Source organism: Natronospirillum operosum (assembly GCF_004768465.1).
Classification (GTDB): Bacteria; Pseudomonadota; Gammaproteobacteria; order Pseudomonadales; family Natronospirillaceae; genus Natronospirillum; species Natronospirillum operosum.
Window position 1 is genome coordinate 1,354,629 of the sequence record NZ_SRMF01000001.1, and the last position, 15,405, is coordinate 1,370,033.

Sequence of the window (15,405 nt, forward strand, 5' to 3'; positions counted from 1 at the left end):
TCTCAGCCGATTTGCCCGGCCTGTGCCTCCTGTTCCTGCTGCAACGCCCAGAGGCGGGCATAGTGTCCCGCCTGATCCAGCAGGGCCTGATGCGTGCCCTGCTCTGCTACCCTGCCCTCATGCAGCACAATGATGCGGTCGGCATCAGTGATGGTGGACAGCCGGTGCGCAATGACCAGGCTGGTATGACCGGAAGCCAGGCTGCGCATGGCGGCCAGTATGGCCTGCTCGGCACCGGAATCCAGCGCCGAAGTCGCCTCGTCGAACACCACTATGGGTGACCCCTTCAGCAATACGCGGGCAATGGCGATACGCTGTTTCTCGCCCCCCGACACCTTCAGACCACGTTCGCCCACCAGGGTCTGATCGCCGTCCGGCAGGCTGTCGATAAAGTGGCGCAGGTGTGCCATGTCGATGGCGCGCTCGATGGCTTCCGGCGCGGCCTCGGGGTCCCCATAGGCGATGTTGTCACGAATGGTGGTATTGAACAGCACGGTATCCTGCGGCACCACGGCGATGGCCTGACGCAGGCTGTCCAGGGTGACACCCTCTATGGGCTGGCCATCAATGCGAATCTGGCCGCTGTCCAGATCATAGAAGCGGAACAGCAGCCGCGCCAGCGTGCTCTTGCCGGCTCCGGAGGCTCCGACAACGGCCACGCGCTGACCGGGCTCCACGACAAAACCGACATCCCGCAACACCGGTCGGTCGGGCCGATACCCGAAAGCAACCCGAGCAAACTCGATACGCCCCTGGCGGACGATCAGCTCGGGTGCACCGGGCATATCCTCTACCGTTGGCTGCTGCTCCAGCAGCCCCAGCATGTTTTCCAGATCAGTGAGCGCGCGCCGTATTTCCCGGTATACGAAGCCGAGAAAGTTCAGCGGTATGAACAGCTGAATCATGTAGGCGTTGACCATGACCAGATCGCCCACGGTCATGCGCTCCCCCACCACACCCTGCGCGGCCAGCGTCATGATGGCCATGATCGCCAGACCGATGATCAGGGCCTGGCCCGAGTTCAGCGCCAGCAGCGTGGTGCGGTTCTTCAGTTTGGCGTTCTCCCAGTGGCGCAGAAAATCATCGTAGATCCGCGCTTCATGGGTCTCGTTGTTGAAATACTTGACGGTCTCGTAGTTCATCAGGCTGTCGACCGCCCGGGTATTGGTCGAGGAGTCGGCCAGGTTGGCCGCGCGCACAAAGCGTGTGCGCCATTCTGTGACCAGGATGGTGAACAGGATATACAGCGTAACGGCCACCAGCGTGATCAGGGCATACCAGATGGAGAACGTCAGGGTGAAAATCAGTGCCACCATGATGATCTCGAACAGCGTGGGCACGACATTGAACATCAGAAAGCGCATCAGAAAACTGATGCCGCCGGTGCCCCGCTCGATATCACGACTGATGCCACCGGTCTGTCGATTCAGATGAAAACCCAGATCCAGTCGATGCAGATGTTCGAACACCCGCAGGCCGATGCGGCGCATGGCATGCTCGGTAATACGGCTGAAGATGGCATCGCGCAACTCACCGAAAAACACCGACGCAAAGCGCAGGCTGCCGTAGATCAGAATGAAGGCCAGCGGCAGCACAATCTCGGGTTGCAGGCTGCGATCCACGCCGTCGACGATATGCTTCAGCGCCCAGGGCATGGTCAGGGTCGCACCCTTGGCAGCCAGCAATGACACCAGGGCCAGCAGCGCCCTGCCCTTGAAGTCCCACAGATAGGGCCAGAGCGATACCACAATCTTTTTCAGGTCGAGTGCGCTGAGTGCCTTGGGTGGGTGCGGGCTCGGAGACGAGGAGCGGGGCATATCTACAACCTGATGTCGGGGTGAGGTCGACAGGGCCGCACAGCGGTCCTGCCCAAAGGCACTTGGGTCTGAGGCGCCCGGCATTATACAATGCGCCTCCACACGAGCACAGGGTCACCGACACATGCAGTTTCCTGCCATGATCGCTTTCGAGTACAGCCACTTCGAGCCTACCGCCTTCCCGACGGCAGTGGCCTGGACGCTGGACTCGGGGCTGTACAAAGCGGTCCTGATTCAGCCTGACGAACCCTGGTTGCAGACCCTGAGTGATGACAGTACTGCGCTGGAGCGCCCCGTGTCCGAGTTGCTGGAACTGGGGGAGAATCCGGCCGATGTGGGCCAGGAACTGAATGCCGACCGCCCTTCAGGCCCGCTGTTTGCGGAAGAGCCAGACATGGTCCAGAACATGCTCGAACGCCTGTTCGATGCCCTGCATCTGGACAACCCCTACACCGTAGAGCCGATTGGCAGCCTGTTCGGCCCCTGGCCGGAGACCGATATCGATCAGACCCGGCAGCTCTATATGGACCGTCTGGACCTGTCGCCGCACATTGCCGAACAGAATATCCTGCTGTGGCGGGCGACCTATGCGCACCTGATGCAGCAGGCCGAGATCATTACCGGCGCGAGCGACGAATAGACCGCCGTTCAGCCCTGCCAGCCGGTCACGGCACGGATAAACGGCTGCGTCAGGCGGCGTTTTTCGGCCAGGGCCCGGGTATCGAGCTCGGTCATCAGGGCCGCCATCCGCGACCAGTCTCTGGGTCCCCGCAGAGCGAGATAACGGGCCGCATCCGTGCCCATCTGCAGGCCGCGCCGGTTAGCCAGTGACTGTATGGCGGCTTCCCACTGTTCATCTTCCGGCAAGCGCCAGTTGGCGACCATGCCCCAGCTCAGCCGTGAGTGCAGGTCGGGCAGCACCTTGCCCTCCAGTTCCGTCAGCGGCCGGTGGCTGCCCATGATCAGCTGATGCCCCTGATCGCGCTGCTGGTTGAACAGGTGAAACAGGGCTTCATCCCAGGTCGGCTTGCCCAGCACGGCATCCATGTCGTCCAGACAGAGCAGTGTCATGGCGCTCATGTCCTCCAGCACGTCCGGCCCGTAATCGGCCAGATCCCGCAGGCTCAGGTAGAACACGGCAAGATCGCTCTCTTCCCCCTGCCGGCACAGCGCCTGCAGCAGTTGGGTCAGGCCACCGCCCGGCGGTGCATGAATAAACAGACTCTGCTCGCTTGCGTGCCCGCCCTGCAGGCTGTCCTGCCAGACCGTTTCCAGCCAGTCCAGAAACCAGTCGTTGGGCGCCCGGAACAATGCAGACAGGCGCGCATCATCCGGCAGGCTGACCATCAGGGGAAGTTGTCGCGGCGGATCGCGAGGCTCAGTCACGCCACACAAACTCCAGGCGCGGTGACTCGCCGAAAGCCGCTACCGTGGGTACCAACTGCAACCGACCTTCCAGCGCCAGCAGATCCAGCCATTGCGTTTCATCTGCGGCCGAAGTCACACGATAGCTGGCCCGGTCACCGTTGAGGCTGTCCATGTAGACCGCATCGGTACCGATGACATCGCGCAGATAGCGCCGCACGGCCACATGGGTCTCCATGTTGCCGAGATTCATCACATTGAAGGTATGGGTATGGGTTTCATCGCTGCCCACCAGCACCCCGTAGCGATCGCTGAGCACGCGGGTGGCCAGCTCGACACCGCGCTGAACCACTTCCTGCTGAGTCTCTCCGAAATAGGTTGAACTGGTGCGCTGGTTGCCCAGAATATAGTGCCAGCGGCCCACCCAGTTGCCGGTATCCGGCTGCAGGCCGACATAGCCCGCAAGGATGGCATCAGCCTGATAGCGCTCACCCAGCATCAGCAGCTCCTCGGTGAAACCTCCCCAGACCTCGTCCGTACTGACCAGCATGGTGTCTTCCAGATCCAGCAGTGGCCAGCTCAGCGGCAAACCGCTGAGGCGCGCATGGTCGCGCAGGTGTGTGACGGCATCGACCTGGCTGTTCTCCGGCTGCAGGTCAATACGCTGGCCGTCCGGCGCTGCCAGCACAATCAGGCTGCGGGGCCGACGCTCGGTCCAGACCGGGATCTCTGCGGCACCCAGAATCTGGTGAATCAGTGACGACTCGAAAATCAGTTCCAGCCTGTAGGTGGGTTGCGGGTTGCCTATGGCATCGGGAATGGTTTCGTCACTATCGCCCAGACTGAAGCGACTGAGCAGATCGATGGGTCGTTCCCGCGCTGCATCCAGGGCCTCATGCTCCGGCAATTGTGCCAGGCCCGACACCCGGCGCAGCACCTCGTCCAGAGCATCCGCAACGACTTCGACCTGTCGTGACTCCCCGGCCGACTGCGCGATAATCCGTTCCGTCTCGTAGAGGGAGACCCGCTCTACCGCCAGCGCCATCGGCGCCAGCACCAAAAGCAGGCCGCAGACCAGAGACCGCACTGTATGTTGCATCCTCATCATCGGTTCGCCCGGTTGGCTGTAGCAAAGCGCCTATTCTGACAAAGTCTGAACCATTTGGGCACCCGCCAAGCGTCTGCAAACGCAAAAGGCTGACGCATTGCGGCAGATGACCCCGGGCAACTGTGCTGGTAGAATGCGCGCCACTTCCTTTTCCCGGTCAGCAAACACTGATCAACTGACGCTGCAGCACGCAGGAGGCCCGTCGCCCATGAGTGGCAAATCCCTGAGTTACAAGGATGCCGGAGTCGACATCGACGCAGGCAATGCGCTGGTAGAGCGCATCAAATCGGTTTCCCGCCGCACCCACAGACCGGGTGTTCTGGGTGGTCTGGGCGGCTTTGGCGCCCTGTTCGAGCTGCCCACCGGCTACCGGGAGCCGGTACTGGTATCCGGCACTGATGGTGTGGGCACCAAGCTGCGCCTGGCCATGGACCTGCAACAGCACGACAGCATCGGTATCGATCTGGTGGCCATGTGTGTCAATGATCTGGTGGTGGCCGGTGCCGAGCCGCTGTTCTTTCTGGACTATTACGCCACCGGCAAGCTCAATGTCGATATCGCCGCAGATGTGGTCACCGGTATCGGTCGGGGCTGCGAACTGGCGGGTTGTGCTCTGGTCGGTGGCGAAACCGCCGAAATGCCGGGCATGTACGCAGGCGACGACTATGACCTGGCCGGGTTCTGTGTCGGCATTGCCGAAAAATCGGAACTGATTGACGGTAGCCGGGTCGCCCCGGGTGACGTCCTGCTGGGGTTGCCCTCCAGCGGCCCGCACTCCAATGGCTATTCCCTCATCCGCAAGGTGCTGGACGTCAGTGGCGCCAGCCCGGACCAGACCCTGCCTGGCAGTGAGCAGACTCTGGGCGCGGCCCTGCTGGCACCGACCCGCATCTATGTGCAGCCGCTGCTGAACCTGTTGCGCCAGTCACCCGTGCATGCCATGAGCCACATTACCGGCGGCGGCTTTATCGAAAATATCCCGCGCGTGCTGCCGGCCGGCACGCGAGCGGTAGTGGACACCCGGGCCTGGACCTGGCCACCGGTATTCCAGTGGCTGCAACAGGCCGGTCAGATCGAAACCCGCGAGATGCTGCGTACCTTCAACTGCGGCATCGGCATGGTGCTGGTGGTCCCCGCCGCCAGCCAGGAAGCCACCCTGAAAGCGCTGCAGGCCGAGGGCGAGCAGCCGCTGGTACTGGGCCATATCGAGGCCGCCGAAGGAGAGCCCACAGTTGAGCTCGGAGGGCTGGGCGACGCATGAGTTGCCGTGTCGCGGTGCTGATTTCCGGCAGTGGCACCAACCTGCAGGCCCTGATCGACGCCCGGCAGCACGGAGCACTGGGCCCGGCGGAGCTGGTGGGCGTGTTCAGCAACCGGCCCGGGGCCGGTGGTCTGGAGCGTGCCGAGAGAGCCGGCATCCCGACCTGTGTCATTGACCACAGGCAGTATGCGGACCGCAGTGCCTTCGACCAGGCCATGCAGGCGGCGCTGGAAAGCTGGCAGCCCGACCTGCTGGTACTGGCCGGTTTCATGCGCATTCTCACCGAACCCTTTGTCGCTCGCTATGCCGGCCGCATGCTCAATATCCACCCGTCTCTGCTGCCGCGCTATCCCGGCCTGAACACCCATGCCCGGGCCCTGGCGGCCGGTGACGCCGAACATGGTGCCACCATTCATTTTGTCACCGGCGAGCTGGATGGCGGCCCCGCCATACTGCAGGCCCGGGTGCCCATCGAAGCGAACGATACCGCTGAACAACTGGCCGCCCGGGTGCAACGTAAAGAACATCAAATTTATCCTGCCGTGGTGCGCTGGTTCAGCGAGGGTCGCTTGACAATGCATCAGGGGCACGCCTATATGGACGGCAACGCTATCCACCCAACAGGACTCGACTGGGATGCCCTCGACAATGCGCCAGACACTGACCCGAATTAGCCACCTGCTGCTGTTGTGGGTACTTTTCCTGCCCCCGGCACTGGCGTTCGAGCCAGAACCCTTTGAACTGGAGCTGGAAGGCTTTTTCTACCGCGGTCTGCCGGTCAAGGTCACCGGCACCCAGACGCTGACCCAGCGCAGCGACGGCTCCTGGCGACTCCTGCTGGAGGCCCGCGGACCCTTCATTCGCATGGAGGAACGGTCGGATTTTCGCTGGGAAGGCGATACCCTGGTGCCTCTGGGTTACCGCTACAGCCTGCGGGCACCGTTTGAACGGGAGGAGCGTCGGGTGCGTTTCCAGCCCAACCAGAACCGCATCCGGGCCGAGGTCAACGACCGCCGCACCGATCATGAGTTTGATCCGGACTGGTATGACCCGCTGAGCTATACCCTGTTATTGCTGCGCGATCTCGAGCGCGGCGATTCGGTATCGGAATTCATGGTGGTGGACCGGCATGATGCACGCCAGTATCGCTTTGCCCAGATCGACCATGAACTGGCGCCGTCAAGGGCTATAGTGATGTCACAGGAAGAGCCGGACCGGGGCGATATATTCATCATACTGGATGAAGAATCACGCCTGCCGGCCCATCTGCTGCGCTGGCGTCGGGGCAGTATCGACTACCAGATTCGCACGCTCAGCGGCCACATCAACGGCCGGACCTGGGACGACCTGCCGCACTGGCCGAACCCAAGGCGCAACGCACCCTGAAGCGGGCCTGTGCCCTGGCCGCTACAGCGTCACGGTGTAGCGGCCGGCGGCATCATCCCGTTCGAAGGCACTGATATTGGCCAGGGTGACCCGGGCAATGGCATCCAGGGCCTCGCGGGTAAAAAAGGCCTGGTGCCCGGTGATGATGACATTGGGAAAGGTCAGCAGCCGCGCAAAGACGTCATCCTGCAGCACCTGGTTGGAGAAGTCCTCGAAGAACAGGTCCGCCTCTTCTTCATAGACATCCAGCCCCAGATAACCGATTTCGCCCTGCTTGAGCCCCTCGATCACAGCGCGGGTATCCACCAGCGCGCCACGGCTGGTATTGATCAGCATCACGCCCCGCTTCATCTTGCTGATGGCCTGTGCATCCACGATATGATGTGTGCTCTCCATCAGCGGGCAGTGCAGCGAGATCACGTCGGCCTCGGCCCAGAGCGCTTCCAGCTCCACATAATGCCCCCCCATGGCCTCGATTTCGGGGTTGATCCTGGGGTCATAGGCCAGTACCCGACACCCGAAGCCGATCATCAGGCGGGCAAAGGTAGCCCCGATCTTGCCTGTACCGACCACCCCCACCGTCTTGCCGTGCAGATCAAAGCCCAGCAGGCCATTGAGTGAATAGTCATGTTCGCGCACCCGGTTATAGGCCCGATGGATGTTGCGGTTCAGGTCCAGAATCAGGGCCACGGCATGCTCGGCTACCGCATGCGGCGAGTATTCCGGTACCCGCACGATCTCGATGCCAACCTCTGCTGCGGTCCCCAGATCCACATTATTGAAACCGGCACAGCGCATGGCCACCAGGCGCACACCCTCCTGGGCCAGAATGCGCAGTGTGTCGGCATCCAGGATGTCATTGACGAAGCAGCAGACCACCTCATGGCCGGCGGCCAGGGGCGCTGTGCGTGCATTCAGCCGGGGCTCGAAGAAGGTCAGTTCATGGCCCGGATCGGCATTGAATGACCGCAGGTGGGCCTCGTCATAGGGTTTGGTACTGAACACGGCTACTTTCATTTTGCGGTCCTCCATGAGATGCGCTGCAATTACAGATTAGTGGATAGAGGCGCTGCTGATACTGATCCAGATCAAGGGAGTGCACGCAGGCCTGTTGAGTTTGCGGCAACAATCGACCCGCACCGCGCAGGCTGTTGCCGACCATTTGATGATCGACCGGTCAGCATTTAACCCGAGGCCTCAAAGCCTTCTAATACAGCCACTATAACAAACTACGGGAGTACCCGATGACTGTGGCCCTGGTTGTGGACGCCTCCTGCGATCTGCCGCGCAGCGTAATCGACGAGCACGACATCACCGTACTGCCGGTATCGATCTATACCAACGGCGAGGAATTGCTCGACTGGCGCACGCCGGACACCACGCTGGCCTACTACCGGGAGCATCTGGTCGACAAGGACAAGACGGTAACCACCCAGCCGGTGACGGTACAGGAGGCAATACGCCTGCTGACCGAAGGCCCACTGCAGAGCGCCGACTATGTAGTGGTGCAGACCACCAGCCGCACGCGCTCGGAAACCTATGATCGTCTGACCGAAGCCGCCTATGACCTCAACGTCCGCCTGAAGCGTGAAACGCCGGGCCGTATCATCCGCGTAATGGACACCCAGGCGCTCTTTGCCGGCCAGGGTCTGATCGCCGCCCATACCCAGGCCCTGATCAACAAGGGGCTCGATGGCAGTCAGTTGCGGCGCCGGGCAGCGCGGGTGGCTGCTGCGACCCACACCCTGGTCATCCCGCCGGATCTCTACTACATCCGCGCCCGGGCGCGCCAGCGCGGCGAGACGAGTATTACCCTGGCCCGTGCCCTGCTTGGCCGCACTCTGGGCATCGTGCCCGTGGTGTGCGGCTATCGGGAGCAGCATTTCCCGGCCGCCCGCTTCAAGGGTTTTGACACGGCGGTAGAAGGCGCTGCCGCCCATATTCTGCAACAGGTCGACAAGGGCCGCCTGCAATCACCCTATATTTCTCTGAGTCATGCAGGAGACCTCAAGGACCTGAACCGGTACGCCGGCGTGGAGGCGCTGCGGGCTCGTCACAAGGCCGGTGACATCCGCCTTGTATTGAGCACCATGGGACTGGCCGGCGCTACCTATCTGGGCCCTGGCGCGATATCCATGGGGGTCGCCTGCGATGAAAACGAGTGGTCTCGACCCGACTGAGATATGCAGGCAAGCAGGCAATGGCCAGTCGCTTTTACGTCTCATCTCTGGCTTTCAGGGGCCGGGCGCTCTAACCTAGGCAGGCAGAATAACCGAATCAGGAATGCTCATGTCACTGTTGTCCGTCGTGCCCCGGTCCGACGCCTTTCGTCCCGCCGCGCTGAGTTCGAACCCATTGATCGTGACCCTGCTGGCAGTCACCCTGCTGACCGGCACCGCCTCCGGCCTGGCGGCCGATGATCTGGGGTTCTATCGCCACTATGATCGCACGGAGTTTTCCCTGACCGCGCCCGGGGCACAGAAGTTCGGGCTCTACGGGCTCGACAACCCGGCTCAGTTGCATTATCTGCAGGCGCCGGATCTCACCCTGGCCTGGACTGCAGAGGAGTTCATGGATGACGACCAGCGCTTCAACCTGAACCTGGCCGGCCCCGGCTTCGGTTTCAACTTCGACCGCGATCGCCGTTCCGGCAATCGTATCGACCAGTATCAACTGGCCATTGGCGGAGGTACCGATGATGCCGCCAGCGGCTTCGGCATTGGCTGGTACCGGGGGGATCGCCGCACCAATGATCTGCGTACCCATTTTACGCTGGGTACCCTGACCCGCCCGTCGCGCCAGATGTCCGTTGGCGTCACCGGTCGGGTCTCCACCGGCCTGGACTACTACGAAGCCGTGGCTGACGCTGCATGGCGCCCACTGGGCACACCACAGCTGGCCGTTTTTGGTGACTATGTGTGGGGCAATGCCGACCATCGCCAGGTCGGCGACTGGTCGGCCGGAGCCAGCTCCGAAGTGCTGCCCGGCGTGCAGATCGCCGGACGCTATTTTGACGGCGGCACCATTACCGCCGGCCTGCAATTCAGTTTCGGTCACAGCTCGGTCACCAGCCAGCGCCATCGGGTAGACGACGGTGATGACTACAACAGCTTTGCGGTACGCCTCGGTGCCTGGGAGCGCAATGTCTTCGACGAGTGGTTCAGCACCTCGAACCGCTACGTGAATCTGAATCTGGACGACCGCATTGCCTACCAGCGCTTCGCCGTATTCGATCGGCGCAAGGCCCTGTATGACAAGCTGAACTACATCGATGCAGCGCGGCAGGACGATACCGTCAACGGCATCGTGGTCAACACCACCAATATGAACATCTCCCCCAGCATGGCCTGGGAGCTGACTGATGCCCTGCAGAATTTCCGCGCCGAAGGCAAGCGGGTGGTGCTCTATATCGAGAACGGGGGCATGAGCGAGCTGCACATGACCGCCGCCGCTGATGTGGTGGTGATGGACCCCTCCGGCAGCCTCTACATACCCGGCCTGGTGTCCGGCAGCACCTATCTGGGCGACCTGCTGGCCTGGCTGGGCATTGGCGTCGATGAACTGCGCGAGATGGACTACAAGTCGGCCATGGAGAGCTTCTCCCGCACCGACATGTCGGCAGCGGACCGCGAGCAGCGCCAGGCGCTGATTGATGATTTCTACCTGCGCATACGAACCGACGTGATTGCAAACCGGGGCCTGAACGCCGATGAGTTCGATCGCCTGATTGACCGCGGCCTGCATCTGTCGCCACGGGAACTGACAGAGGCCGGCGTGGTTGACCGCCTGACCCGGTATCCGCGTATCGACAATGTGCTGGCAGAGATCGAACGCCGGCCCCAGCAGCGGATATCACCCGCTGCCCTGACCACCTTCCGCGAACCTCAGGACGACCGCTGGGGGCCACGTGCGCAGATTGCGGTGCTCTATGCATCCGGCGCCACCGATACCGACCGCGGCATGCGGGCCCGCACCATCGCCCGGGCCCTGCGGCAGGCCCGCAACGACAGCAGCGTGGCGGCTGTCGTACTGCGAGTGGACTCTCCCGGTGGCGGCATCCTGGCCGCTGACATGGTGGCCGATGAAGTGCGGCGCACCGCCGCCGTGAAGCCGGTGGTCGTGTCCATGGGTGGCTATGCCACATCCGGGGGCTACTGGGTGTCGGCCTATGCCACGGATATCCTGGCCACGCCGCTGACCACCACCGGCAGCATTGGTGTGATCAGCGCCCGGCTGTGGGACGACGGCTTCAGTGATCGTCTGCACCTCAACGCGGACTCGGTACAGCGCGGTGCCTCCGCCGATGCCCAGTTCGGCGTCACCCTGCCGCTGGTGGGGCTGTCCCTGCCCGCGCGTCCATACACCGAGAGCGAACGGGAGGCCGCTGTGACCCGGCTCAACCAGCAATACGATCGCTTCATCAATCTGGTTGCAGATGGCCGGGGCATGTCCCGGGACGACGTCAGGGCAGTGGCAGGCGGGCGTATCCACAGTGGCGAAGCAGCTCTGGAGCTGGGCCTGATTGACGATCTGGGCAGCCTGCTGGATGCGATTGAACTGGCCCGCGACCGGGCCGGTATCGCGCCTGACGACAAGCTCGACATCGTGCAGGGGCCGGGCATGCAGATCACCTCGGTACGCGACCTGCTGGAACTTGTGGGCGATGAGGAACCCATGATCATGCCGTTCCACGGCCCCGACAGCCTGGATGAATACCTGCGGCACCTGATAGAGCATCGCGGCCAGCCGCAGGCGGTTATTCCCTATCGGTTGTTGGGGGTCGATTAGAAGTAGACAGCGGTAACGGTAGACAGATGACAGTCGACAGCAAACGGTAGACAGATAACAGTCGACAGCAAACGGTAGACAGATAACAGTCGACAGAAGACAGTTGTACCTTGGCAACGAGCGCTCTGTGGGTGAATCATGCAGGATGCTGATCACCCCTTGCTGACGCAGATCTTTCAATGGCCATAGAACTGCTTTTCACTGTCTACTGTCGACTTTTGACTGTCTACTAACATAGATTGATCCACTGCTCTATCGCCCGGCTGCGAAACTTGTTGCGGTGCAGCACCAGATAGAACTGGCGGTCCATCGGCCGCTGCGGCACGGGCAGCGGCACCAGGCTGCCGCGGGCAAAGGCTTCCTGCAGGGTGAGCCGTGACAGGCAGCCCAGCCCCAGACCGGCCTCCACGGCACGCTTGATGGCTTCGGTATGCTGCAGCTCCAGCGGTGGTTCGAACTGGGCCAGCAGTCCATGCATGGCCCGGTCAAATGCCTGCCGGGTGCCGGAGCCGGATTCGCGCAGTATCCAGCGCGCCCGCACCAGGTCCTCGTCGGTCAGCCAGGGTCGGCCGGCCCAGGGATGATCGGGCGCACAGATAATCACCAGTTCGTCGTTCTGCCAGGGTATCAGTTCCAGATCAGGATGATTCACTTCGCCCTCGATCATCCCTATATCCAGCTCGAAATTGGCCACCTTGTCCACGATCTGCGAGGTGTTGGCCACCTCCAGGCCGATGCGCGCATGCGGATGCTCGCTCCGATACTGGGTGAGAATACCCACCGCCAGATAGTTGCCGATAGTCAGCGTCGCTCCTACCTTGAGCTCGCCCAGGTCGGTCTGCTGCAGCAGGTCCTGTTCCAGATCCTCGGCCTGATCCAGCAGCGCCTCGGCGCGCGGGCGTATGGCCCGTCCGAGGTCATTCAGCACCAGCCGCTTGCCCACCCGATCGAACAGCAGAATGCCGTACTGTCGCTCCAGTTCCTTCAGGGCGTTGCTGGCTGCCGACTGCGACAGGCTCAGGCGCTCGGCTGCATGGCTGATCTTGCCGGTGCGAGCGGTCTCCAGAAAGACGGACAGTTGGCGCAGCGTGAATCGTATATTCATAAAATGGATATCAAATATAGAAATAAGTCGTTTTTCCTATATTAAGAAAATGTCTATGATGGCGTCAATTCAAAATCAAACCGTATAAGCAGGAGGTGTTCAGCCCCATGGCCACACTGGAGAAAGAGCGCGTACTGGACGTCCATCACTGGAACGACAGCCTGTTCAGCTTCAAGACCACCCGTGACCCCGGTTTCCGTTTCAAGAACGGTCACTTCACCATGCTGGGTCTTGAAGTGGACGGCAAGCCCCTGATGCGTGCCTACAGTATTGCCAGTGCCAACTATGAAGAGGAACTGGAGTTCTTCAGCATCAAGGTGCCCGATGGTCCGCTGACCTCCCGTCTGCAAATGATCGAACCCGGTGACGAGATTCTGATCAGCCGCAAGCCGACCGGCACGCTGATTACTGATGATCTGCTGCCGGGCAAGAACCTCTACATGCTGGCCACCGGTACCGGCCTGGCGCCCTTCATGAGCATCATCAAGGACCCGGAAGTCTACGAACTGTATGAGCGCGTCATTCTGGTCCACGGCGTGCGCCATGTTTCCGAGCTGGCCTACCAGCAGGAAATCCGGGAAGACCTGCCCAACAACGAATTTTTCGGCGACATGATCAGTGACAAGCTGCTCTACTACCCGACCGTGACCCGTGAGCCCTATGAAAATCAGGGCCGCATCACGGATCTGATGACCTCGGGTCGCCTGTTTGACGACCTCGGCGTACCCGCGCCGACAATCGAAGACGACCGCTTCATGATCTGCGGCAGCCCGGCCATGCTGAAAGACACCACCGGCATCCTCAAGGACTGGGGCTTCAAGGAAACCCGGCATGGCAACCTGGGCCAGTTTGTCATCGAGCGGGCCTTCGTCGGCTGACCGGTCACACTGATCGGATACAAAAAACCCGGCGCATGCCGGGTTTTTTTATGGTGGAACCGATTATTTCATCGGTTCAGATAGGCACTGTACATCCAGACCTGCTTTTCCTGTTCCCGGATGTAGTCGCTCATCAGTGCAGAGGTACCCTCATCGTCGGCCTCTGCCGCCTGCGACAGTACCGCACGCTGCCTGGCAATCACGGTTCTGAACGCCTCCAGTATCTGGCTGACCGCCTCCGTGCCGTCACTGACATGGGTTCTTTCCTTGATGGCAGCCGCCTCTAGATAGGATGAATAGGTATGTTCCGGCTGCTCACCCAGAGTCAGAATACGCTCGGCGATTTCGTCGATCTTGGTCAGCAGATCGGTATAGAGTTCCTCGAACTTCACATGCAGTTCGAAGAAATCCTTGCCCCGAATGTTCCAGTGGTAGCCGCGGGTATTCATGTAGAACACCTGATAGTTGGCCAGCAGGTCGTTGAGACCGCGTGCCAGTATCTGTGCCTGCTCTTTCTCGAGTCCAATAGCGTTGGTACTCATATTTGCACCTCCTTCGGCAACTTTCACTGCAAGTCTAGGCCAGCTCTTTCATTGTCTCAACAAATCATAAGTAAACAATTCGATAAATAATAACTATCTTAAAACCGTTGAAATGTAATTGGCGTGTAAGTGATTCCTGCTAGGTTGGTCATCGCATTCTGAGTCATTGCGACTTGATGGACTACTCGAACAATCGACAGGAGAACCGACAGATGCTTTCTATCCGATTTTCAACCACAACTGGCCTGGTACTGCTGCTTCTGGCCCTGGCTGGCTGCAATGACAGCAGCTCTGGCAGCAACGACAATGACCTCAGTTACAGTGGCAATACAGATGCCGCCACGCTGGACGACAGCAACGCCGAGGATCTGGCCAGGGCCACCATTTCCGGGGCGGATCGTGCCATCTCAACCGAGACGGCACAGGACACCATGCCGTTCAGCGCCCCTGCCACCACAGGCATTACTCAGGACTACGAGGAATGGATTCTGGACCAATCCGGCCTGCTGCCCGAAACCCCGGAAAACGGTACCGACAGCGAATCCATTCAGGCCCGCAGTTCCGACCCGGTCTGCCAGGCCGGCGGCTCGGTCGACTTCGATACCACACAGGGGCCTGGTGGAGGTGACCCCACCGGGGACATGCAGATCAGCTACAACAACTGCCAGATCAACACGCCGGAAGGTATCGCCATCATCGACGGTACTGTCAACTTCAGTTGGACCGAGACGGACTGGACCTACGACTATAACGTCACTTTCAACTACCGCGGCGAAACCTATCACCTGACGACCACTTTCAGTTGTTCCGATATTGACACACCGCAGGTCAGTTGCTCGCTGTATGACACCTACTCGGATGCCGGCACCACCTATCAACTGACCGATACCTTCGTGGTCGAAAGCAACAACGCCTATGACGTGGACGCCCGGGTCTACCACGAGGAACACGGCTATGTGACCTTCGAGTCCACGGAACTGACCCTGTGTTCGGATGGTGGTTTCGAGCACGGTACTGTGGAGGTCACTGACAGCACGGACGACGTCGTTCTCACACTGATCTTCAATCAGGATTGCGCTACCGCAGAGGCGACCTACGCCGACGGCACCACCGAGACCATCACCTACTGAGACCCCGTGCCAGGGCCGTGCTGAC

At 61.1% G+C, this 15,405-nt stretch carries 14 protein-coding genes; 8 read left to right on the forward strand and 6 right to left on the reverse strand.

From position 1 onward, the window contains the following. Window positions 1-2 precede the first annotated feature (2 nt). On the reverse strand, window positions 3-1,817 hold the full coding sequence (locus E4656_RS06315) for an ABCB family ABC transporter ATP-binding protein/permease (protein WP_135482133.1): 1,815 nt from the start codon (window positions 1,815-1,817) through the stop codon (window positions 3-5). A gap of 124 nt (window positions 1,818-1,941) precedes the next feature. Between E4656_RS06315 and E4656_RS06320 the strand changes: the two genes are divergently transcribed. Next, on the forward strand, window positions 1,942-2,457 hold the full coding sequence (locus tag E4656_RS06320; RefSeq protein WP_135482135.1) for a hypothetical protein: 516 nt from the start codon (window positions 1,942-1,944) through the stop codon (window positions 2,455-2,457). Between the two features lie 8 nt (window positions 2,458-2,465). Here the strand turns inward: E4656_RS06320 and E4656_RS06325 are convergent, their stop codons facing one another. Both E4656_RS06325 and E4656_RS06330 read right to left on the reverse strand, forming a co-directional pair. Next, on the reverse strand, window positions 2,466-3,203 hold the full coding sequence (locus E4656_RS06325; RefSeq protein ID WP_135482137.1) for an HdaA/DnaA family protein: 738 nt from the start codon (window positions 3,201-3,203) through the stop codon (window positions 2,466-2,468). Then, window positions 3,196-4,290 carry a DUF2066 domain-containing protein gene (locus tag E4656_RS06330; protein WP_135482139.1) on the reverse strand — a complete coding sequence of 365 codons (1,095 nt, stop codon included), beginning with the start codon at window positions 4,288-4,290 and terminating at the stop codon, window positions 3,196-3,198. The genes E4656_RS06325 and E4656_RS06330 overlap by 8 nt, the downstream gene beginning before the upstream one ends. A 208-nt stretch (window positions 4,291-4,498) precedes the next feature. Here E4656_RS06330 and purM point away from each other — a divergent pair, with 208 nt between their 5' ends. From purM to E4656_RS06345, 3 genes are read left to right on the forward strand one after another with little or no spacing between them, the layout of a single operon-like run. Next, entirely contained in the window at window positions 4,499-5,551 is a 1,053-nt protein-coding gene (purM, locus tag E4656_RS06335; RefSeq protein WP_135482140.1) for a phosphoribosylformylglycinamidine cyclo-ligase, read from the forward strand. Continuing rightward, complete coding sequence (purN, locus tag E4656_RS06340) at window positions 5,548-6,225, forward strand: phosphoribosylglycinamide formyltransferase (protein ID WP_135482142.1); 678 nt, start codon at window positions 5,548-5,550, stop codon at window positions 6,223-6,225. The genes purM and purN overlap by 4 nt, the downstream gene beginning before the upstream one ends. Continuing rightward, complete coding sequence (locus E4656_RS06345) at window positions 6,188-6,937, forward strand: DUF3108 domain-containing protein (protein WP_135482144.1); 750 nt, start codon at window positions 6,188-6,190, stop codon at window positions 6,935-6,937. The genes purN and E4656_RS06345 overlap by 38 nt, the downstream gene beginning before the upstream one ends. 21 nt (window positions 6,938-6,958) lie before the next feature. Here the strand turns inward: E4656_RS06345 and E4656_RS06350 are convergent, their stop codons facing one another. Then, window positions 6,959-7,954, reverse strand: a complete 996-nt coding sequence (locus tag E4656_RS06350; protein WP_135482146.1) for a 2-hydroxyacid dehydrogenase — start codon at window positions 7,952-7,954, stop codon at window positions 6,959-6,961. A gap of 227 nt (window positions 7,955-8,181) precedes the next feature. On the opposite strand from E4656_RS06350, the gene E4656_RS06355 reads away from it, so the two are divergent. Both E4656_RS06355 and E4656_RS06360 read left to right on the forward strand, forming a co-directional pair. Continuing rightward, entirely contained in the window at window positions 8,182-9,117 is a 936-nt protein-coding gene (locus E4656_RS06355; RefSeq protein WP_135482148.1) for a DegV family protein, read from the forward strand. Between the two features lie 109 nt (window positions 9,118-9,226). Then, window positions 9,227-11,725: a S49 family peptidase gene (locus E4656_RS06360; protein ID WP_167855957.1), complete on the forward strand. Its 2,499-nt coding sequence runs from the start codon at window positions 9,227-9,229 to the stop codon at window positions 11,723-11,725. A gap of 229 nt (window positions 11,726-11,954) precedes the next feature. Here E4656_RS06360 and E4656_RS06365 read toward each other — a convergent pair whose 3' ends face one another. After that, on the reverse strand, window positions 11,955-12,824 hold the full coding sequence (locus E4656_RS06365) for a LysR family transcriptional regulator (RefSeq protein WP_135482314.1): 870 nt from the start codon (window positions 12,822-12,824) through the stop codon (window positions 11,955-11,957). Between the two features lie 113 nt (window positions 12,825-12,937). Between E4656_RS06365 and E4656_RS06370 the strand changes: the two genes are divergently transcribed. Further along, window positions 12,938-13,708 (forward strand): ferredoxin--NADP reductase, encoded by a 771-nt coding sequence (locus E4656_RS06370; RefSeq protein ID WP_135482152.1) that lies wholly within the window; start codon window positions 12,938-12,940, stop codon window positions 13,706-13,708. Window positions 13,709-13,776: 68 nt separating this feature from the next. On the opposite strand, the gene E4656_RS06375 is transcribed toward E4656_RS06370, so the two are convergent. Then, window positions 13,777-14,250 carry a Dps family protein gene (locus tag E4656_RS06375; protein ID WP_135482154.1) on the reverse strand — a complete coding sequence of 158 codons (474 nt, stop codon included), beginning with the start codon at window positions 14,248-14,250 and terminating at the stop codon, window positions 13,777-13,779. Window positions 14,251-14,462: 212 nt separating this feature from the next. Between E4656_RS06375 and E4656_RS06380 the strand changes: the two genes are divergently transcribed. Further along, the gene (locus E4656_RS06380) at window positions 14,463-15,380 is read left to right on the forward strand and encodes a hypothetical protein (RefSeq protein ID WP_135482155.1); all 918 of its coding nucleotides are present in this window, start codon (window positions 14,463-14,465) and stop codon (window positions 15,378-15,380) included. The last annotated feature ends 25 nt before the right edge of the window (window positions 15,381-15,405 follow it).

Excerpts from the sequence above, each read along its gene's own strand:
- E4656_RS06315 (WP_135482133.1), bottom strand. The coding sequence starts at position 1,817 with ATGCCCCGCTCCTCGTCTCCGAGCCCGCACCCACCCAAGGCACTCAGC.
- E4656_RS06320 (WP_135482135.1), top strand. The coding sequence starts at position 1,942 with ATGCAGTTTCCTGCCATGATCGCTTTCGAGTACAGCCACTTCGAGCCT.
- E4656_RS06330 (WP_135482139.1), bottom strand. The coding sequence starts at position 4,290 with ATGATGAGGATGCAACATACAGTGCGGTCTCTGGTCTGCGGCCTGCTT.
- purM (WP_135482140.1), top strand. The coding sequence starts at position 4,499 with ATGAGTGGCAAATCCCTGAGTTACAAGGATGCCGGAGTCGACATCGAC.
- purN (WP_135482142.1), top strand. The coding sequence starts at position 5,548 with ATGAGTTGCCGTGTCGCGGTGCTGATTTCCGGCAGTGGCACCAACCTG.
- E4656_RS06345 (WP_135482144.1), top strand. The coding sequence starts at position 6,188 with ATGCCCTCGACAATGCGCCAGACACTGACCCGAATTAGCCACCTGCTG.
- E4656_RS06350 (WP_135482146.1), bottom strand. The coding sequence starts at position 7,954 with ATGAAAGTAGCCGTGTTCAGTACCAAACCCTATGACGAGGCCCACCTG.
- E4656_RS06355 (WP_135482148.1), top strand. The coding sequence starts at position 8,182 with ATGACTGTGGCCCTGGTTGTGGACGCCTCCTGCGATCTGCCGCGCAGC.
- E4656_RS06360 (WP_167855957.1), top strand. The coding sequence starts at position 9,227 with ATGTCACTGTTGTCCGTCGTGCCCCGGTCCGACGCCTTTCGTCCCGCC.
- E4656_RS06370 (WP_135482152.1), top strand. The coding sequence starts at position 12,938 with ATGGCCACACTGGAGAAAGAGCGCGTACTGGACGTCCATCACTGGAAC.
- E4656_RS06375 (WP_135482154.1), bottom strand. The coding sequence starts at position 14,250 with ATGAGTACCAACGCTATTGGACTCGAGAAAGAGCAGGCACAGATACTG.
- E4656_RS06380 (WP_135482155.1), top strand. The coding sequence starts at position 14,463 with ATGCTTTCTATCCGATTTTCAACCACAACTGGCCTGGTACTGCTGCTT.